Here is a 19,674-nt window from a genome sequence, read left to right as displayed (position 1 = left end):
AGAATTTATGCCACTTGTATCACTTCTTTAACATCAGGTACGTACTTTTTGATGGTAGTTTCTACACCTGCTTTTAGGGTAATTTGATTTACATTACATCCTACACAAGTACCATGAAGACGAATTTTTACAGTCAAATCGTCACTGATTTCAACTAAAGAAACATCCCCTCCATCAGTCTGTAGAAACGGTCTGACTTCAGATAATGCTTGCTCGACTTTTTGCAATATTTCTGGATTCATCAAAATTTATAACCTCATTATTTTGAAACTAATGGCAAAAATACTTTTAAAATATAGCACTTAAAACGAAGTCTATCACTTTAATGACATCTGTGAGCATCGCTATCGCTTTCTCTTGGTGCTGTACAGCAGCCACCCGGTGTTTCATCAGGTTTAATGGCAGCCTCTTTGACTTTAAGTGCTTCGTATTTAGGGCTGATAAATCGAATTCCCAGATCGGCTCCTCTTAAAACAAAAAGCAAACCCACAATGATGGTAATAGAAGAAATAACCTTACTGGCATTAAAACCTTTTAATGACATAGCATATCTCCCTCCCACGCTTAGAAGATATAAGGCCGGCAAGGTTCCTAAGCCAAAAACAAACATGAAAGCAGCTCCCATCATCGGATTTCCTGTGCCAAGTGCACCGGCGAGGGCTACATAAACGAGTCCACATGGCAAAAGCCCATTAAGGCTTCCGAGCAACACGATGAAGATTGGATTTCTGGGCTTTTGCAGTAATTTACTTCGTAACGAATTAATTTTGAGTCGATAAAAAACTTTAGTAAAAAACTTTTCAAAGGCCGACTGAAAAAATGGGATTATTCCCATGACTATCATTACCACTCCGGCAGCGATAGAAACCCAGGACTGCATTCCAGCAAGTGAAAAAGATTTGCCCAAAGCTCCAAATATCAACCCAAAAATGGCATAAGTAAAAGCTCTTCCTAAGTGATAAAGAAAAGCACTAAACCATTTATTCACCTTTCTGACATACATATTTGGTACTGCCACAGCTAAAGGACCGCACATACCCACGCAGTGCAGTGAGCCGGCTAATCCCAATATAAAACCTGCCCCAATCATAAGAAAATTATCTCTTCAAATAAGTACTTTTTGCCCTCGTAAGTCACAAGACATTTGAGATTCCACTTTCCTGGTTTTAAATCAGAGCGAGGCAGTACAACTAAGGTATCAGTAGTGGTATATGACCTGTCGAAAATCTTTCGTTCAGGATGTATAAAATTGATTTCAGCTTCAAAAGAAGCTTCAAAAGGTAATCGAATATATACATTTTGGGCATCGTAACGAATATTCAGAAATCTTTTTTCGTCGATGACCCTCTGCTTTTCTTCCATTCGCTCTTGATACAACAACTCTTCATTGTAATAATTTTCTGTAATTAAGTCTGTGTTTTCACGCATCATTCCGATCACATGGTATATTACAAATGCAGCAAATCCTACCAGAGCAAACACTATGTACCAACCCCAATTAAGTCTCATGTCTCAATCACTTTTTTATAGGTGCATAAAAGGATAATTTTACTTCGTCAAGCAATTCGTCTCCATTAAATACTCCGATTTTTATGGTATTTTTACCTGAAGAGAGCTTTTCCTTTGGAATGTATACAAACATGGCTCCTTTCTTAATGTCTTGAACTGTAAGCTCAAAGGTTAAGTCTTCTTTTCCAGGAAGCATGATACGTGCTTCAGTCGGTTCTATCATGCGCAGTTCGGCTTTTATGGGCATGGAGGTTTTATTAATCAGCTGGTAGTTGTATACATTGCTGATGGTGCCGTCTTCATAAGCCTGGTAGAGTTGTCCAGGAGTTCGAAGAATGGTGGCTTCAACTTTTACGCGGTTGAAAATCAGGAAGCCCATCAGGCCAAGTAGCAAAGTCAGTACGACGGTGTAAAAAGCCAGACGGCCGGTGAATCTCCACTTTTCGCCGTTAGCGATCTGATTTTCGGAAGCATATTTTATTAAGCCTCTGGGTTTGTTGATTTTGTCCATTACGGCATCGCAGGCATCTATGCAGGCGGTGCAATTCACACATTCGAGCTGCGTACCATTGCGAATGTCGATTCCCGTTGGACACACATCTACACACTGTCCGCAGTCGATGCAGTCGCCCTTGCCGGCTGATGAGCGATCCTCGTTTTTTCGAAACTTAGCTCTTGGTTCACCTCTTAACCGGTCGTAAGCAATCACGATGGAATTTCGATCAAGCAGTACGCCTTGCAATCGGCCATACGGACAAACCACGATACAGGCTTGCTCTCTAAACCAGGCAAATACGAAGAAGAATACACCGCTGAAAATAATCATAGCCGTAAGACCACCGATGTGCTTCGATGGGTCGTCGGTCACCAGTTTGATCCATGCTTCCGAACCGATGATGTACATCAAAAACACATTGCCAATGATGAAGGATATCAAGTAGAAAATTCCATTTTTAAGAAGGCGTTTGCGGATTTTTTCTGCATTCCATGGCATGGAGGCGAGGCGAAGCTGCTGTCCGCGGTCGCCGTCAATCCAATACTCAATTTTTCGGAAAAGCATTTCCATAAAAATCGTTTGCGGACATACCCACCCACAAAAAAGTCGACCATAGGCTACTGTAAATAGTATGATAAATACAACGCCTGTTACAAATGTAAGTGCCACTAAATGAAAGTCTTGAGGCCAAAATACCTGACCTAAAATCACAAACTTGCGCTCAAGGATGTTGAGCATCAAAAACGGCTGGCCGTTGATGCGCAAAAAAGGACCTGTGAACAAAATCGTTAAAAGCACATAGCTGAGCCAGGTGCGATATTTATAAAATTTACCTGAAGGCTTTTTAGGATAAATAAACTTTCTCTTGCCGTCTTCGGTGATAAATCCAACTCGATCTCTGAAAGATTCATCTGACAAATAGTCTTCGCTTGAGCTCATTTTACGCTTCCTTTTACAGGTAATCAAAGGTAGTTTGATGACATTTGGTACCATTATGACATTTATCAATTCTACTCGTAATGTCGATTACTATTAAAACCAAAGTCTGCATATTTTGTAATGATTTAACACAATGTTCAGTTGCATCAATGCTTAAGTTTCACATTACTGAAAATATTCAGAGAAATCTATAGCAATCAAAATGACAGCCTATTGATGTACTTTTTCGGATTTTTGTCCAAAATTTTTTTCAGTGAATAAAACTTTGCGAATAGGTACTCGCGACAGTCGATTAGCTCTTTGGCAAGCCGAATTTGTTGCAAAATCTCTTCAAAACATTGGTATACTGACTGAAATTATTCCAGTTAAAAGCGAAGGAGATTTAAATCTCACAACTCCTCTCTATGAAATGGGAATTCAGGGAATTTTCACTAAAACGCTCGATGTGGCTTTATTGGAAAAGAAGATCGATATTGCTGTCCACTCCTTCAAGGACGTTCCCACATCTCTGCCAAAAGGGCTTGTAGTAGCAGCAGTTCCAAAACGCGGGATCTATACCGATACTCTGGTATCTCGTAAGCCAATAGATCTGATTTCTTTATCTGAAGTCACTTGTACCATAGCAACCGGTAGTGTACGTCGCAAGGCTCAGTGGCTTCATAAATATCCACAGCATGTAGTTGTGCCTTTGAGAGGAAATGTGTTGACTCGACTTCAGAAGCTGGAAACACACGTCTGGGACGGTGCCATCTTTGCCTCTGCGGGTCTTCAAAGGCTTGAAATTACAGGATATTACACCTACGAATTACCTTTCCTACCCGCTCCCGGGCAGGGAGCCTTGGCAATAGTGGCTCGGGAAGAAGATGAAAAAATCCTTCAAACCCTTCATATATTGCACCATTCAGATTCAGGACTCTGCGTTTCGCTCGAGAAAACATTTCTAAAAACGCTTGAGGGTGGCTGCTCGGCTCCGATAGCTTGCTTAGCGACTCTTGAGGGTCAAAGAGGCTACTTTAGGGGTGAGCTATACGATATTGAAGATTTTTCGAAAGTGTATTCAACAGAGTTCCATTTTTCTTTAGATGAAGATGCTCATCAGATTGTTAAAAATGAAGCCATTAAACTTTTAGAAAAGAAAAAAAAATATGATTAAAAATTTCTTTATATTTGGACTGAATCACCCGATCCATGAAAAAAGCGCTACTCTGTGTAATTCTGAGTTCTCTTGTTTTAATTTCAGAGGCTCAAAGAGATTCATGGACTGCGCGCTTCATTATTGCGGTTGATCCTACTTTTTCCGATACTCGTCAAAAAGATACGCTCGGAAAACTGCTTCAATTAGCAGCTGACGAGCACATAAAAGAAGCCTTGCCATTGTATTACAATGCTTTGGCAGCTTATTATTATCAAGTGGAAAAGCCAGAGTCGATGCTAACGTATCTCTACAAAGCCATCGAACTCAATCGGGAACAAGACAACAAAACCCTGCTCTCTACCAACTACAATTTGCTTTCAATCTATCATCAAGACCAACAGAACTACGACAAAGCCCTTGAGGCAATACAACAGGCTATTATTTACCTAGATACCGTTAAACAAACAACCATTCACAAAATTTACCTGAGCAACTTAGCAGCTATTTATTTCATGAAAGGCGATTATAAAAATGCTATCAATATTTATGAAAAAAATGTCGACTTCTATCTCGCTGAGCGCGACACTACATCCTATTTAAGTGATTTGTACAACCTTGCCTTTAGTTTTTACAAGCTCAAAGACTTTGAAAAGTCCAAAAAAACAATCGAAAAATTTTTAAAAACACATTTTCTCTTGACAGATAAAAGTGAAGTTCAAGAACTCCTTGCCAATATTTATGGCATTTTGGAAAAAATTAGTTTTGATGAAGGAAGATATGCATCAGCCTTGTTTTATCAAGGTAAAAAGCTCGAAATTGCAAAAGCAATCAATCACTTTGGAATGCTTTCGGAAGTTTATGAAAGGCAATCAGTAACTTATGAACACCTCGGGCAGTTTCCAGAAGCACTGCGAACCTACAAGCTTGCGGCCTATTACAAAGACTCGCTGCTGAACGAAACCCGGCTGAAGGCTCTCGCTGAAATGGAATCGAAATACGAAACACGAATTAAATCTCTAGAGCTACAAGACGCTAAAAATAAGATATCAATCGAACAGCGGAGAAAAAAGCAATACCTGGCTCTTAGCTTATTAATAGCTACCGTTCTCATAGGCGGTTCAGTAGTGGTGTATCAGAAAATAAAACTCAACAAAAAAGAACTGATGCTCTACGACGAGAGAATAAATAAGCTTCTGAAAGACCACGAATTGGAAACGGCGAATGCTCTGCTGCGCGGTCAAGACATGGAGCGGGAACACTTAGCAACCGAATTGCACGATCGTATGGGCAGTATGATGGGAAACATCAAACTTCAATTACAAATGCTGTCTAAAAAGTTGTCTTTTGACGACCGTTTAAGCCAGGAACTTCAGTCAATCGCATCATCGGTCAGAGAAGTGGCAGATGAAATTCGTCGAATTTCACACAATTTGTCAACAGGTATTGTACAGCGATATGGACTGAAAGCTGCCGTTGAAGAATTCTGCGCTCAGATATCGAAATCCGGGATAATTCAAATCGAGGTAGAATTTACGCCTGATGATTTTCCTCGTCTGGATAGAGATCTGGAAACTCATATCTACCGAATCATTCAAGAGTTTACTTCTAACACCCTCAAACACGCGAAAGCCACGTTTATTCAGCTATTCATCACGTATTTAAAGGATGAAATTCACATCCTCTTCGAAGATAATGGAAGCGGTTTTGAATGGAATAAAAGAGGTAAAGGCATTGGAATTATAAATGTAGAGAATCGAATTTCAAAAGTCAATGGCTCGATGGAAATAGATTCGAAACCAGGCAGAGGAACAGCCATATCGATTACTATTCCGATAAAGAAAATTTCCGTCGCATGATTCGCGTCCTCATAGCTGAAGATCAAAGACTTTTTATCAATGCTCTTCAAAAAGTATTGGAAGAAGAAAATGATATTGAAATTGCCGGCTATTGCGATAGTGGTGATGAGGTATTAAGCAGTGTACTAAAGCATGAGCCTGACGTTTTACTGCTCGATATAAATATGCCTGGTATGGATGGCGTATTAGTGGCTGAGCAGTTGAAAAAGTCAGAAGTAAATGTGCGAATATTGATAGTTACATCTTTTTCGTCTAAGTTACTGGTAAATGAATTGTATGCTTTGGGGGTTGATGGATTCATTCTGAAGTCTGACGACATTCAGGTGTTGTTTGTGGCTATTCGTACCGTTTACAGAGGGGAACGTTATTTTTCTGAAGAAATAAGAGATGTGTTAAAGAAGAATTCTGATCCTAGAAGTCACCCAACGTTATCGAGTCGAGAGATTCAAATCATTAAATACATCTGTCAAGGCTTCTCATCAAACGAAATAGCAGAACAATTGCACATTAGTCCTCTCACAGTAGATACTCACCGCAAAAAGATCAATCAAAAACTGAACATTAAACACACCAGTGAACTTATTAAATACGCTGTGCAGCGCGGATTGACGTGAAAATTCAATTAGATTGTTTTACGAAGGTTACAATCATGTCAATTGGCAGAGCTCCTAATAAGGGTGACTGAAAAGGATATGTAGTACGCCATACTTGCACGTTGAATTCATTGGTAAGTACCTTGAAGTCGAGCTTAGAGCCATTGCTCTGGGTGAGGGTTACAGTCTTTTCGTCGTTTGAAATAGAATACGTACCTGTAACATTGATGTTTACCGGTATGGGGATAGGAAAGCCAAAACCCAAATCGACAGTAGCCGTAAACTGCAGCTGGAAATTCATATTCTTGGGCTCTCTTTCAGCTGTCATACTGCCATTGGGATTTTCTGTAATTCCCGATACTGTAACAGGCGGCAAACCTTGGCTGCTTAAGTCTATCTGTGTAGAATAGGTAACAAAAGAAGGCTTCCAATTTCCAGGCAACCTATCAGCCAGAGCTTTAGGAGGCTCCATGTAAACATATTCTATGCGCTTGCGGCAGGCTGTAGCGAAAAGTAGAAAGCCGATAAACAGAAAAAGGTAGGATTTTTTCATGGCAGAGCAGGAGTATTAAATGTCTTTAATCGAAATTTTAACGCCTAACGAAATCAAGGGATTTTGTAGCAAATGTATAATTCTTTTTGAAACCAAATAGGGATCGTTTAAAATATTATTTTCATATGCAGCTTTGAATCGCTCAACCTCTGGAAAATCGTTTAAGCTTTTACTCCGAATTAGAGTTTGCATAGGTGTATCGACCATACCTGGAGCAAGAGAATACACTCTGTAAGTGGGATATTCTAAGGCAATGCACTCGCTCAGCATGTCCAAGGCTGCCTTTGTGGAGCAATAGGCACTCCAGTGGGTAATAGGGTAGCGTCCGGCTCCCGAGCTTATGTTTATTATTATCTTAGGTGCTTTCTTATTGAGTGTGCACCGAATAAACCAACCTGATAAGAGGTGAACGGAAAGAATATTAATTCTGTAAATTTTTTCAATAGACTCGGCATCTATAGTATGTGCCGGGGATATGGGCTCGATTATGGCAGCATTGTTAATTAAGACATATTCACTGGCTTTAGGCAATTGATCAGGAAGAGAGCCAAGAAAGTCAGTTTTTGAAAGATCTGTGTGAAAAAAGGTAAAGTTTGAATGCTCTATTTGATTTTTTCTTGATAAGCCCCAAACTTTAAAAGTAGGATTTTCTAAAAATGTTTCGGCTAAAGCGCGACCGAGCCCCTGATGCGTACCTGTAATTATCGCCAGTTTAAGCATAAACCGTTTAGTAAATTTCTACAGTGTCGCCATTAAAGGCTCCCAGCTCAGCCAACTCGCGCAGGTTGAATTCGTACAACTGCGCTGGTTTATGCAAGACGCCCCGCTGCTTTTCAGGAAGAGGTATAAGGATGTTTTCCCGCATGATTTTTTTTCGAAAATTTCTTTTATCAAACTTTTTGTCTGTTATGATTTCATAAAGGCGCTGCAACTGGCTAAGGGTAAATTTTTTGGGCAGCAATTCAAAACCAATCCGATGTGCCTCAAATTCACGGCGAAGGGTCATCAAGCCCTCGACCACAATCTGATTGTGATCAAAGGCCAGAGGCGGAACATTGTGCACATCGCACCAATATACTTTGTCGGCGAACGAGCTTGCTTCTGGTGAAAAGTCATGCATTTTTACCAGTGCATAATATGCTACTGTAATCACCCGTGCTTGAGGATATTCGCGATACGTCTGAAGCCAGGCAAGGTCTTTAACATCGCGTACGCGCTGCGGATCGCCAAATGCTTTAAACTGGCGCAGATAAATGCCTTTCAGGCCTGTGAGTTCCATAAGTACCCGATTGGCGGCCTGATCGAGGCTCTCGTCTTCCATCACAAGGTCGCCGGGCAGCGCGCTCTGAGGTTTTATGGAAGCATTTAAAGGCTTTTGTTCGATCAGCAGCACATTTAGCCTTTCATTGTCAAATCCAAACACCACACAGTCAACGGATACGTTTGGATTTAAATTTTTAAAAGTCATAGTGTGTAGGTGTGGTAGGTGAAATGTTGTTTTTAATCGAAAGTTCGGTCATATAAGTCGATAGCTTCTTTTAATATTTGAAGCGCTATATTAACATCAAGAAACTCTTCAACTTTTACCGACTTGTTCTCCAACTTTTTATAATCTTCGAAAAAGGCGCGTAACTCAGCGATCATATGAGGTGGCAGTTCGTTGATGCTCTTAATATGGCTGACTGACGGGTCGCCTGCAGCTACTGCAATGAGCTTGTCGTCGGCTTCACCTTGATCCAGCATACGCATTACGCCGATCACGCGTGCCTCTACTATGCACAGGGGTACGGTTTCGACTTGAGAGATAACAAGTATGTCGAGCGGGTCGTTGTCGTCGCAAAAGGTCTGAGGAATAAATCCGTAATTAGCTGGATAATAGACAGATGAATATAACACTCTGTCGAGCGTAATCAGGCCGGTTTCTTTGTCTAATTCGTACTTAGCCCGAGATCCTTTTGGTATTTCAATGATTGCATTAACCGTTGATTTTATGAAATCAGCCTGATTATCAACAAAATGCCAAGGGTTGTTTTGCTTTGATGACATGGATTTTTTGTGTTTTGCCTACAAAAGTATCTTTTTTGCTTAAGACGAAACATAACGAACATCATTTAATAATATGTTTAAAGGAACTGTTTAGGGGAGCTTTAGGCCCTTGCGGGTGAGTAGTCCTACTTCTGGATAGCCGTATTACGTTTATTTTGCAGCGTGTATTAATGTGAAAACTTTTGTGTTCATGAAATTTTTTCTGCAAGCCGTTTTAAGTATTTCTTTCTTTTTAAGTTATGCACAAAACTTTCGATCACCTGTAAACTGGCGCTACAAGATTCAATATCTTCCAAACAACGAAGCTGAGCTGATTTTTACGGCACGTATTGAGGGCGATTGGCATCTCTACTCTTCTGATATGCCATTAGGAAATGGACCCATACCTACTTCTTTCAATTTTGAAGAAAGTAGAGATTTTAAGCTAGTTGGTAAGATTAAAGAAGGCACTGCTAAAGAGGAGTTTGACCCGAATTTTAATATGAAGGTCAAATACTTCTCGAAATTTGCTGAGTTTCGCCAACGAATCACCCTGCTTACCAATAAGCCCTTTATAGCCAAAGGGTATTTGGAATTTATGGTTTGTAATGACGAAACGTGTTTGCCACCTACGGCAGTAGATTTTCAATTTGACATAGTACCACCACCCACGGTAAAGGAAGAATCTTCAGTACCGGCAGAGAAAAATCCTATCGATTACTCGGCGAGCGTTGGCGATTCTTCCACTGTAGCGAGCAAGACTTCATCTACTTCAGCTGAAGAAAATTCCATAGAAAAGACGGAAGAAGAACCTACACAGGAAGTAGATGCAACGAAAATATCTGAAAACAATGAGGAAACTTCCTTCACCGGATTGTTTATTTTTAGCTTCTTAGGGGGGTTAGCTGCATTGCTGACACCTTGTGTATTTCCCATGATCCCGCTTACGGTAAGTTATTTTACCAAACAAAGTAAAAATCGGGCTCAGGGTATCAGCAATGCAATTATTTACGGCTTGAGTATCATGGTGCTCTACGTGGGAGTCACTTATACCATTACACGCATTGCAGGTCCGGCGGCCATGAATGCCTTTTCAACCAATCCATATGTGAATCTGGTGTTTTTTGCTCTATTAGTGATTTTTGCTATCTCATTTTTCGGAGCATTTGAGATTACACTGCCGTCGTCGTGGATCAACAAGGCTGATAGCGCCAGCGAGCGCGGTGGGGTTGTCGGCATTTTTTTCATGGCTTTTACGTTAGCGCTGGTTAGTTTCAGTTGTACTGGTCCCATCATTGGTACGCTGCTGTTTGAGGCTTTTAGCGGAGGTATCAAAGGACCTTTAATTGGAATGACGGGTTTTTCCCTAGCCTTGGCGATTCCCTTTACTCTGTTTGCCGCTTTTCCGGGATGGCTTAATTCCTTGCCGCGCTCGGGCGGATGGCTCAACAGCGTGAAGGTGGTTTTAGGATTTGTAGAACTTGCTCTTGCCTTTAAGTTTCTTTCAACTGCTGATTTGGTATGGCAGTCTGGCATATTGCTGCGCGAGTACTTTGTTATGATCTGGATAGCCATCGGCTTACTGCTCACCATTTATTTGTTAGGCTTTTACAGGCTTCCGCACGATTCTAAAACAGAAAAAATCAGTGTTGGTCGTTTGCTTTTAGCAGTTTTGTCGCTCTCTTTTACAATATATTTGATTCCAGGTCTCTGGGGTGCACCTCTAAAACTGATCAGCGGACTTACACCTCCGATGTGGTATACCGAAGCTCCTCTTGGAAAAGCCACCTCTGACACCCATGCCAGATCGACCGAATACATCGAAGGTGCACACCCTGAGAGCTGTCCTCACGGATTAAATTGCTTTCATGACTTCGAACTCGGCCTTGCGTATGCCAAAAAAGTCAACAAACCCATCTTGCTCGATTTTACGGGTTGGGGCTGCGTAAATTGCCGAAAAATGGAAGAGAAAGTGTGGAGCGACCCAAGAGTGCTCCAGAAACTTCAAAACGACTTTGTACTGATCTCGCTGTATGTAGATGAGCGCACGCCTTTACCGGCCGATAAACAGTATTATTCTGAAATTTTGGGACAGAAAATCAGAAATATAGGAAATTACTGGGCTGAATTCCAAGCCAAACACTTTGGCACAAACAGCCAGCCATATTACGTAATTGTGGGTCATGAAAGCCTCAAGCCTCTCATTAAACCGGAAGCATACAATACGAATATCGAAGCCTACTTGCAATGGATGGAAGAGGGCATTCGAAACTTTAGGAAGAAGGCATCGAAATAGCTCATTTCTAAGGGCAGTGACGATATATTTGCTTATGTAAATCTGCCCTACGATGAAAAAACTTTTTCCCTTCGTCGTCTTTATTGCCATTACTGCTGGCTGTAGTCGCGATGAGCAGCCGATTTTGCCTCCGCGTCCTGAACAGGCTGGCATTGTGTCGCTGGCCACGCAAATTTTCGGCATACCCAAAACGCTCTTCTTTCGCTTCGAACAGACGAGTACTTATAAGGCCTATATCGACAATAAATATTTGACCGATCGCTTAAATACCGAATTTTTTGCTTATAACTTTAAAAATCAACATTTAGGTGATCTGACCTGGCACAATGTGCCTTTAGCTTTTAGAGCCAACCATTATTATGGTCGGTCCACTCGCTCTGATAGTTTATTAGGTCGTTCTCGAAATCTGGTCCATGAATCCAACAGCCTCGACTTGCCTTCGTTTGTGTACTCGCTTTACACACCTAAACCCATGTTTTTTGTCATCGATGGCTTAACTCTCGACAACAAAGTGGATACTATGAAAGGCTTTACAGTGAAATGGCCGGTTGATAGTACCCTTCCTCAGAACAATCCAGTACTGCTCTATGCAGAGTACGATGTGCAGGGGCAGCCGACCACTTTTGCCGATACACTTGCTGAGTGGGATGGGCAGTATGATTACTCACCCTTGCTGCTTTCTCAAAATCAGAGGAAAAAATTAAAGCTTTATATGGCACGCGGCACTACCTATCGAGATACGATAGGCACACGCACAGCTGGCTTCAGCTTTATCCATTACGGCGAAATCGAGTTGGATATTAAGTAAAATTTCAAAAAGACGTTTCAATACATGCAGCAATATCACGACCTGATGCGCATCATCTTAGAGCGAGGTGTGCGGAAACACGACCGTACAGGCACTGGTACTATTAGCATCTTTGGCTATCAAATGCGTTTTGACCTGAGCGAAGGTTTTCCTTTGGTCACAACCAAAAAACTACACCTGCGCTCGATTATACACGAACTGCTATGGTTTTTGAAGGGAGATACCAACATAGCTTACCTGCGCGAAAACAAGGTAACAATTTGGGACGAATGGGCAGATGAGAATGGCGACCTTGGTCCAGTTTATGGCTACCAATGGCGCAGCTGGCCAGCCCCTGATGGCCGTAAAATTGATCAAATTTCAAATGTAATAAACCAGATTCGCCGTAATCCCGATTCTCGTCGCCTAATCGTTAGTGCGTGGAATGTAGCTGATATCGACAGCATGCGGCTCCCGCCATGCCATATACTCTTTCAGTTCTATGTGGCTGAGGGGAAATTGAGCTGCCAACTCTATCAGCGCAGTGCTGATGTTTTTTTAGGTGTGCCTTTCAATATTGCTTCCTATGCTCTGTTGACAATGATGGTAGCACAGGTTACCGGCCTTCAGCCAGGCGAATTCATTCACACCTTTGGCGATGCTCATTTATATCTCAACCACTTAGAACAAGCTCGCCTCCAGCTCAGCCGTGAACCTCGGCCTTTGCCTAAAATGTTACTTAATCCGGAAGTAAAGTCAATTTTTGATTTCAAATACGAGGATTTTACCCTGGTGGGGTATGACCCTCACCCACATATTAAAGCTGAGGTTGCTGTATGATGCAGACTGAAAATGAGCGAGTGCTCGAAATCCTGAGCCAGGTGACTGACCCGGAGATCCCTGTGCTAACCATTCAAGACATGGGAATACTCAGGCACACCGATATTCACCCCGACGGAACAGTTGAGGTAGTCATTACGCCTACGTACTCCGGTTGCCCTGCCATGCACACCATCGAAAAAGAAATCATAAGTGCCCTGCAAAAGGCAGGTTATAATAAAGTAAAAGTAACTGAACAACTCTCTCCCCCCTGGACTACCGATTGGATGACCGACGAGGGACGTCGGAAACTTGAAGCCTACGGCATAGCTCCACCTGAGAAGGGAACAGCCGATAAGCGCCGGATACTTTTTGGAAAAACTCCCGTAGTGAGATGCCCTCACTGCAAATCGACAAATACCGTTATGCTTTCACAGTTTGGCTCTACTGCTTGCAAAGCACTCTACCGCTGCAACGACTGTTTAGAGCCCTTTGACTATTTTAAGTGCATTTGATCAATGTTCTTCGCGCATTAAAACTCTGAGAGCTTCTGTTTGGTCTTTTTCTAATTGATTTCTAAGCGCTGTAAGGTCTTTAAATTTTTGTTCTGCCCTTAATCGGCTCACAAATTCAATTTTAAGGATTTGACCATAGATGTTTCCGTGAAAGTCAAAAATGTGTACTTCTATGGACTTAAAACCCCCTGTACTCACTGTAGGGCGATAGCCAATGTTACACATGCCCATACGTCGTTCGGTAGGGTCTGAAAGGAATGTCACCCACACGGCATAAACTCCGTCGCCGGGTATAATTTTGTGGGGATTGTTGTTTAAAATATTCGCTGTTGGAAATCCGATCGATTCACCGATCTGATTCCCTTTGATAACAGTGCCAGTGAGTGAATAGTAATGTCCTAACAAGCGGTTAGCCCGGTCTACATCGCCTTCCAGAAGTGCTTTTCGGATTTTGGTAGAACTCACAACCGTGTTATCAACCACTTGTGGCACCATTTGCTCGACTTCAAAGTTGTATAGCCTGCCGAGCTCTACCAGGTGCTCATAGCTGCCTTCCCTGTTGCGGCCGAAGTGGTGGTCATGACCAACTACAATTTTTTTTACTTGAATTTTGTGCACCAAAATGTTGCGCACAAAATCGGCACTGGAAGTTTTGGCAAATTCTAACGAGAAGGGATGAAAAATCAAATGATTGAGCCCGGCTGCGCGGAGCAGTTCGATTTTTTCGTCTTCGTCGTTGAGCAGCTTAATGTCAGCCTCAGGTTGTAAAATATGTCTGGGGTGGGGTTTAAACGTTAGAAGGATGCTTTCGCCACCTGTGTGCGCTCTTGCGATTTCATTTAATCGATCTATAATTGCTTGGTGGCCCTTATGCACACCGTCGAAGGTGCCAAGGGTTACCACTGAATAGGCTGGTGCCGAAAATTCATCGATGGAGTAATAAACTTTCAAAATGAGAGAAATATTACTTAAACAATCCGAATAGCTCTGCGTTTACGCGCTCAATGATTTCACCAAGATGCTCCTGATTTTCAGCAAATTTATTCTTATCTACATCGATGATGAGCAATTTGCCCTTGTTATAGCTGCTGATCCAGGCTTCGTATCGCTCGTTAAGCCGGCTTAAATAGTCGATGCGAATATTGGTTTCATACTCCCGGCCTCTTTTGTGAATCTGCTCCACAAGGGTTGAGATAGATGCTCGCAAATAAATCAATAAATCTGGCGGGCTGAGAAATTCTTCCATCAGCTGGAAGAGCGACATGTAATTATCGAAATCGCGTTTGGGCATTAGGCCCATAGCGTGCAAGTTAGGCGCGAAAATGTAAGCGTCTTCGTATATCGTGCGGTCTTGAATCACGTTTTTACCGCTCTTTCGGATGTTAAGCACCTGGCGAAAGCGGCTGTTGAGAAAGTAAATCTGCAGGTTAAACGACCAGCGCTGCATTTCGGTGTAGAAATCTTCCAGATAAGGATTGTCTTCTACATCTTCGTAATGAGCTTCCCACTTAAAGCTTTTGCTCAATAAGTGAGTAAGTGTAGTTTTTCCAGAGCCAATGTTTCCTGCAATTGCAATGTGCATATAGACGTGTTTTTCCCGATGCACAAACCTACTTCATTTCGCCAAATCGAAGTCTTTATAAGAAGTTTTAAAACCAAATTTTGAGAAATCATTGCTGATTTTGCAGTTGAATTTGCCTGACTCTTTGAATCATGTTGTCGATTTCAGCTCTGAAAAAGCTGTCGTTGGTCATTTGCCTGGCCAGATTGAGCTGTTGTACAGCTTGGTCAAATTCTTTGGCCAGCGTCAGCGCTCCAGCAAGTCCTATTCGTGCATTCATATCGTCTTTAATGGCGATAGCTTCTCGTAGAATTTTTACTGTGATGTTGGCCCAGGGTAGAGTAGTGCGCGTTTCCATCAGTTCGTTGGCCGTTTGAATATAGTCCCTTCTTTTGCTTTCGGCACTTGAGTCAGCGTACTCCTCCTCGAGTGTCTGATAGAATTTTTCGGCATTGTAAGTATCGTAGTAAAAGAGCTTTTTCGTTTTAAAGCCGAGTTTGCGCTCCTGTATGGAGTCTTTTGCTATTAGCGGCAGAAGGCGAACTACAATGTTTGACAAATGCATTTCTGAGGAGTCTTGTACAGCTTTTCGCAAGTTTAAGTTAAGCGAGGCATTTAAAAAATCTTCATATCGAAAAGTTTTTTCAGCCTTATATAAACTTGATTTTTTTATAATTTCTGTAAAAAGAGAGTCATCTAGGTCAAGTCCGAAGGTCGAAATCCAGCGCAGTCCGTTGCTATCGGTTAGTAGTTGGTTTCCAAATTTCTTTTTGTACTCTTCGAAAATGGGTCTAGAGGCTTCAATGCCGTTATTGTCGGTTTCGATCTGTAAGAGCTCATTAAAACCTTTCATCGACAGACTACCGGCTATAAAGCCGCTCTGCAGTTGTGGATAGAGCGTGATGAGAACCGATGCTCTTCGTACACTGGCTAACATGGTTTCGCGATCTTGTGCGCCATTTAGCCTAATAAGGATGTTTTCCTTCGCATTCATAAAAAGGTGCACAGGATAGCCCGGCAGTGCGTAATATTTGATCCACAGCTGTCCGAAATCGGAGTCTCCATCAATCTGCACCGGAATAAAGCGCTTGTTTATTTCTGTAACAAGCTGCCTGTCGCGAAGAACGATGTTGTTCATATTCATGCAGATCTGGCTCCATTCACTACATACCTGTACGAAGATGCCCATTTGTGTATTACCAGCCATTCCAAGCACGCGCTCCCAATCGTTTATACTGCGGGCGCGAATCCAAGTGATGCGCTGGGCGGTTCCCTCCCAACCGATGATGAGCATCAAAAAAATTAAAAGATATTTTGAGAACTTCATTGCAAGCGAATACGATCTTTAAAAAACTCAAGTGGAGGCTTTTCTGAAAAGCGGATTTTAAAATTTTTCAGGCGTATATCTTCTTCATTTTCCTTGCCCAAAGGTATTAATCGAGCTTCTGGTTTAGTGATAAATTTTATTTCTTTCACTTTGTTTTTTTCAAAGTCGATCAGAATGTTGCTACAATCAGCCCGGTTTACGCCTACATAGGTGCCGTCGTCTTCCTTGGCGTAGTACACAGTTTGTCCGTTTCCTTTCACAAGTATTTGATGAAGTTTTCGGTTGATGAATTTTCCTTTCATATCCCTTCCTTTGATTTGATTATAGAAGGTATCGTTTTCTGAAATGAGTATGAAAGCATTGTCGAGCACAAAGAGGGAGTCTGGTTCGTTGCTCCGTAGAGTGAGCACAATGAGGCGACCCGTGATTTGCATTGTATCGCTCCATAGCACCGGATCGCCAATGAGGTAAAAAGCACTGTCCACGGTTGTATATCTTAGCGAATCGGCTCGCCCTTGCACATCGCTTCGATAGAGCTTGGTATTCGGATACACATACATATCGCGATGACCTGTGCTATCGGGTCGAATGCTGCGAATAGTATCGCCCGAAATATAGAGAGTATCCTGATCGGCGTAACTTATAAAAAGCGCTTGTTTTGTTACAAGCATGCGTTCGCTCGGTTCTCCAAAGTATTCGCCGTATTGGCCAATGATGGTATATTTTTCTGATGTATCGGTAAGTCGAATATTGCCAAACGACCTGCCGAAATCTTTACGTTGGTTGTAATAGAGTGAATCTCCGCGCATTTCAATATTTTTTTTCTTTACGATAGCGTTGCGGTTAAAAGCAGCTTCGTCGGTTACTGTATTGTAGTGGCCAATTTCGCAGTAGATGTATCCACTGTCGGAGTAAATATGAGTGGGGCCCTTGAAATGGGCTATTCGGGAAGTAGTGTAATACTGAAGCGTATCGCATTCCATGCGATAGCGGGGATTGAGCAAGCGCACGTTTTTTTTAAAGGAAAACATCTTGATTCCGGCGTAATACATGCCGATTTGTGAGGTTAAGGTATTTTCATCGTTTGTAATGATGCCCGAGGTGGTGTAGTAGGCCGTGTTGGTGTTTCGATTGAGCTCAATGGTTTGTGTTTGCAGGGTCATTTCGCGGTCGCGAAGCACTACATCGCCTCGGGCTTTAGCTATGCGCGTATTGCCGTTGTATTCCATAGCCTTAGCCGACATGAAGAGGCTGTCGCCCTGATTGAGTTGAATGTTTCCAAACGTTTGAATGATGTTTCGCTGTAGGTAACGTACAGCACTGTCGCAATACATGCGGGCTCCTTCGTGTTCAAATATGACATTGCCGGCCAGGTAGCTCACATCGCGCGATCCAGTTGCGCGGTCAGAATTCAAAATTCGAATCAGCTTGCTGCTTTGGCCGTGTGCAGGATATAAAGAAGTTAAAACACAAGCCAAGATAAAACCTGCAAGATGCTGAAAAGAGTCAACTTTGAGAAATCGAGCTAAACGCATGCGCCACCTTAAAAAATTCGGAAATGAACGCCCAGCTCTACCAATAAGCCTCTGAGCCGTGCATGAGTTATTTCATTGCCAAAGGGATTATCTGTCTTCACAAAACTGCGAAACGGATATGGAGATAAGTTGTAAGAAATATCAAAAGTGATACGTATGTCGTCGAGGTTATATCCGATACCGATGTAAGGCGAATACATTGGTATCAAAGGCCTAAAGAGGTCTTCCATAAAAAACACCAGATTGTCTTTTTGGTAAAAAAGTTCGCCATTCATAGGCCGTTGGTGACCGGCTGTGCCGTTGGTCGTCCACACACGTGTTTCAGCATCTCCCTTTGGCGTAAAGAGCCAAGTAATCTGAAAGCCTGTACGTAGGTGCCAGGCTGAGAATTCGTAACCATAGCCCACGCGCATCGGTAAGGCAAAAAACTTAGTGCGTGCGGTTAGCTCCACACGCTCACTTCCTCCACTGCCAAAGTCGGCTCTGTATCCTATAAAACGTTCGCCTAGACCAAGAATACCTTCCAGAAAGCCAAAATTCAACCGATGATAGCGCAACCCAACCTCGAGCGAGTAGGCCAGTGTACGTGACACCGGCTCAGTGTAGCTCTGCGCCACTACAGGCTGAAACTCTGTGAAAAAATCAGGTCGGCCTGACATTGTGCCTGGTTCTAGTCCATTATGCATATTCCAGAAATTGCCGAAACTAAATCCCACGTACTTCTCGGTGAGCGACTTCTGTGCGTGTACAGCAATGGAGTATAATGCGAAGATGAACAAAAAATCTCTACTTCTGAGCATGTAAGATTTCTGTTGATAAATCACAACTACATAAAACGTCAGCAAAGGTAGCTCCGTATGTGCCACAAGTTTTTTTTTCGATTATTTGACCCTTGGAGATGCCGCGTTTCAGGCTTATACCCTTCTGTGCCCTCATTTTTAATTGACCCTTAAATACCTTTACTAAACTATTTGATGACGAACTTCGTTGGCTCAAAAACATCAGAAAAATCCATGCCGGTAATTGCTTTAAAAGAAGTTTATAAAATATATCAGATGGGTGAGGTAGAGGTACGTGCTCTCGACGGAGTAAGCCTCACCATAGAACCGGGTGAGTTCACCGCCATTATAGGTCCATCGGGATCAGGCAAAACAACCTTGCTAAACCTCATAGGCGGCCTCGATCGCCCTAGCAAAGGCTCCGTGATCATTCGCGATACCGATCTGAGCACCCTCTCCGAAGATGAGCTCATTGACTTTCGCCTTTTTAACATCGGATTCGTCTTTCAGTCGTACAATCTCGTGCCAGTACTCACCGCCCTCGAGAATGTGGCATTCATCATGCAGCTTCAGGGACGTTCTCCAAAAGAGTACATCCGAGAGGCCGAGGAGATCTTGACGCGAGTAGGCCTTGCCCAAAAAATGCACCAGCGCCCTTCGCAGCTCTCCGGCGGCCAGCAGCAGCGCGTGGCTGTAGCTCGAGCACTCGTTTCAAAACCCGCATTTGTGCTGGCCGATGAGCCCACGGCTAATCTCGACAGCCATACTGCCCGCCAGCTGCTCGACCTAATGGCTGAGCTCAATCGCGACTTAGGTGTAACGTTCGTCTTCAGCACACACGACCACCGCGTGATCGAGGCGGCTCGCCGTGTCATCACCCTCGAAGATGGCCAGATTGCCAGTGATTCTGGCCACGCTGCTTAAAAGTGATACAGGTAACACGCCTCGA

Annotated in this window: 21 protein-coding genes; 8 read left to right on the top strand and 13 right to left on the bottom strand. The window is 42.7% G+C overall.

Annotated elements, in window-relative coordinates; genetic code table 11:
* Positions 1-5: 5 nt before the first annotated feature.
* The 4 genes from ACK4EX_RS07270 to ccoG form a co-directional block, all read right to left on the bottom strand.
* The gene (locus ACK4EX_RS07270) at positions 6-245 is read right to left on the bottom strand and encodes a NifU family protein (protein ID WP_371851060.1); all 240 of its coding nucleotides are present in this window, start codon (positions 243-245) and stop codon (positions 6-8) included.
* Between the two features lie 77 nt (positions 246-322).
* Positions 323-1,090: a sulfite exporter TauE/SafE family protein gene (locus tag ACK4EX_RS07265; protein WP_409771259.1), complete on the bottom strand. Its 768-nt coding sequence runs from the start codon at positions 1,088-1,090 to the stop codon at positions 323-325.
* Positions 1,087-1,509: a FixH family protein gene (locus ACK4EX_RS07260; RefSeq protein WP_409771258.1), complete on the bottom strand. Its 423-nt coding sequence runs from the start codon at positions 1,507-1,509 to the stop codon at positions 1,087-1,089. The genes ACK4EX_RS07265 and ACK4EX_RS07260 overlap by 4 nt, the downstream gene beginning before the upstream one ends.
* Positions 1,510-1,516: 7 nt before the next feature.
* On the bottom strand, positions 1,517-2,944 hold the full coding sequence (gene ccoG / locus ACK4EX_RS07255) for a cytochrome c oxidase accessory protein CcoG (RefSeq protein WP_409771255.1): 1,428 nt from the start codon (positions 2,942-2,944) through the stop codon (positions 1,517-1,519).
* A gap of 253 nt (positions 2,945-3,197) precedes the next feature.
* Between ccoG and hemC the strand changes: the two genes are divergently transcribed.
* The 3 genes from hemC to ACK4EX_RS07240 are packed head-to-tail and all read left to right on the top strand — an operon-like array spanning position 3,198 to position 6,549.
* A complete protein-coding gene (gene hemC, locus ACK4EX_RS07250) occupies positions 3,198-4,097 on the top strand; it encodes a hydroxymethylbilane synthase (RefSeq protein WP_409771252.1) in 900 nt (299 codons plus the stop codon).
* Positions 4,098-4,132: 35 nt separating this feature from the next.
* Positions 4,133-5,935 (top strand): ATP-binding protein, encoded by a 1,803-nt coding sequence (locus tag ACK4EX_RS07245; protein WP_409771250.1) that lies wholly within the window; start codon positions 4,133-4,135, stop codon positions 5,933-5,935.
* Complete coding sequence (locus ACK4EX_RS07240) at positions 5,932-6,549, top strand: response regulator (RefSeq protein WP_409771248.1); 618 nt, start codon at positions 5,932-5,934, stop codon at positions 6,547-6,549. The genes ACK4EX_RS07245 and ACK4EX_RS07240 overlap by 4 nt, the downstream gene beginning before the upstream one ends.
* 4 nt (positions 6,550-6,553) lie before the next feature.
* On the opposite strand, the gene ACK4EX_RS07235 is transcribed toward ACK4EX_RS07240, so the two are convergent.
* The 4 genes from ACK4EX_RS07235 to ACK4EX_RS07220 are packed head-to-tail and all read right to left on the bottom strand — an operon-like array spanning position 6,554 to position 9,127.
* The gene (locus ACK4EX_RS07235; protein ID WP_409771246.1) at positions 6,554-7,081 is read right to left on the bottom strand and encodes a hypothetical protein; all 528 of its coding nucleotides are present in this window, start codon (positions 7,079-7,081) and stop codon (positions 6,554-6,556) included.
* Between the two features lie 15 nt (positions 7,082-7,096).
* Positions 7,097-7,801, bottom strand: a complete 705-nt coding sequence (locus ACK4EX_RS07230; RefSeq protein WP_409771244.1) for an SDR family NAD(P)-dependent oxidoreductase — start codon at positions 7,799-7,801, stop codon at positions 7,097-7,099.
* A gap of 7 nt (positions 7,802-7,808) precedes the next feature.
* On the bottom strand, positions 7,809-8,549 hold the full coding sequence (locus ACK4EX_RS07225) for an NUDIX hydrolase (protein ID WP_409771242.1): 741 nt from the start codon (positions 8,547-8,549) through the stop codon (positions 7,809-7,811).
* Positions 8,550-8,581: 32 nt separating this feature from the next.
* A complete protein-coding gene (locus ACK4EX_RS07220) occupies positions 8,582-9,127 on the bottom strand; it encodes an inorganic diphosphatase (RefSeq protein WP_409771239.1) in 546 nt (181 codons plus the stop codon).
* A 190-nt stretch (positions 9,128-9,317) separates the two neighbouring features.
* Between ACK4EX_RS07220 and ACK4EX_RS07215 the strand changes: the two genes are divergently transcribed.
* Genes ACK4EX_RS07215 through paaD form a run of 4 tightly spaced genes read left to right on the top strand, consistent with a single transcriptional unit; the run spans position 9,318 to position 13,523 of the window.
* Positions 9,318-11,402 (top strand): cytochrome c biogenesis protein CcdA, encoded by a 2,085-nt coding sequence (locus ACK4EX_RS07215; RefSeq protein ID WP_409771237.1) that lies wholly within the window; start codon positions 9,318-9,320, stop codon positions 11,400-11,402.
* 52 nt (positions 11,403-11,454) lie between these two features.
* The gene (locus ACK4EX_RS07210) at positions 11,455-12,210 is read left to right on the top strand and encodes a hypothetical protein (protein ID WP_409771235.1); all 756 of its coding nucleotides are present in this window, start codon (positions 11,455-11,457) and stop codon (positions 12,208-12,210) included.
* A gap of 24 nt (positions 12,211-12,234) precedes the next feature.
* On the top strand, positions 12,235-13,029 hold the full coding sequence (locus ACK4EX_RS07205) for a thymidylate synthase (protein WP_409771233.1): 795 nt from the start codon (positions 12,235-12,237) through the stop codon (positions 13,027-13,029).
* Positions 13,026-13,523, top strand: coding sequence for a 1,2-phenylacetyl-CoA epoxidase subunit PaaD (paaD, locus tag ACK4EX_RS07200; RefSeq protein WP_409771230.1), 498 nt, complete (start codon positions 13,026-13,028; stop codon positions 13,521-13,523). The genes ACK4EX_RS07205 and paaD overlap by 4 nt, the downstream gene beginning before the upstream one ends.
* Here paaD and ACK4EX_RS07195 read toward each other — a convergent pair whose 3' ends face one another.
* The 5 genes from ACK4EX_RS07195 to ACK4EX_RS07175 all read right to left on the bottom strand — a co-directional run bounded on the left by ACK4EX_RS07195 (position 13,524) and on the right by ACK4EX_RS07175 (position 18,812).
* The gene (locus ACK4EX_RS07195; protein ID WP_409771227.1) at positions 13,524-14,474 is read right to left on the bottom strand and encodes a bifunctional riboflavin kinase/FAD synthetase; all 951 of its coding nucleotides are present in this window, start codon (positions 14,472-14,474) and stop codon (positions 13,524-13,526) included. It lies immediately after the preceding gene.
* A gap of 13 nt (positions 14,475-14,487) precedes the next feature.
* Positions 14,488-15,105 carry a deoxynucleoside kinase gene (locus ACK4EX_RS07190; RefSeq protein ID WP_409771225.1) on the bottom strand — a complete coding sequence of 206 codons (618 nt, stop codon included), beginning with the start codon at positions 15,103-15,105 and terminating at the stop codon, positions 14,488-14,490.
* 88 nt (positions 15,106-15,193) lie between these two features.
* Positions 15,194-16,381 carry a hypothetical protein gene (locus ACK4EX_RS07185; protein ID WP_409771223.1) on the bottom strand — a complete coding sequence of 396 codons (1,188 nt, stop codon included), beginning with the start codon at positions 16,379-16,381 and terminating at the stop codon, positions 15,194-15,196.
* Between the two features lie 26 nt (positions 16,382-16,407).
* Positions 16,408-17,946, bottom strand: a complete 1,539-nt coding sequence (locus ACK4EX_RS07180) for an OstA-like protein (RefSeq protein WP_409771221.1) — start codon at positions 17,944-17,946, stop codon at positions 16,408-16,410.
* A gap of 8 nt (positions 17,947-17,954) precedes the next feature.
* Positions 17,955-18,812 (bottom strand): hypothetical protein, encoded by an 858-nt coding sequence (locus tag ACK4EX_RS07175; RefSeq protein WP_409771218.1) that lies wholly within the window; start codon positions 18,810-18,812, stop codon positions 17,955-17,957.
* A 108-nt stretch (positions 18,813-18,920) separates the two neighbouring features.
* On the opposite strand from ACK4EX_RS07175, the gene ACK4EX_RS07170 reads away from it, so the two are divergent.
* Entirely contained in the window at positions 18,921-19,649 is a 729-nt protein-coding gene (locus ACK4EX_RS07170; RefSeq protein ID WP_409771216.1) for an ABC transporter ATP-binding protein, read from the top strand.
* The last annotated feature ends 25 nt before the right edge of the window (positions 19,650-19,674 follow it).

It is taken from the genome of Thermaurantimonas sp., from assembly GCF_046299575.1.
In the GTDB taxonomy this organism is placed as follows: Bacteria; Bacteroidota; Bacteroidia; order Flavobacteriales; family Schleiferiaceae; genus Thermaurantimonas.
The sequence above is the reverse complement of the archived record's forward strand: the minus strand, read 5'-3'. Positions and strand labels throughout refer to the sequence as shown.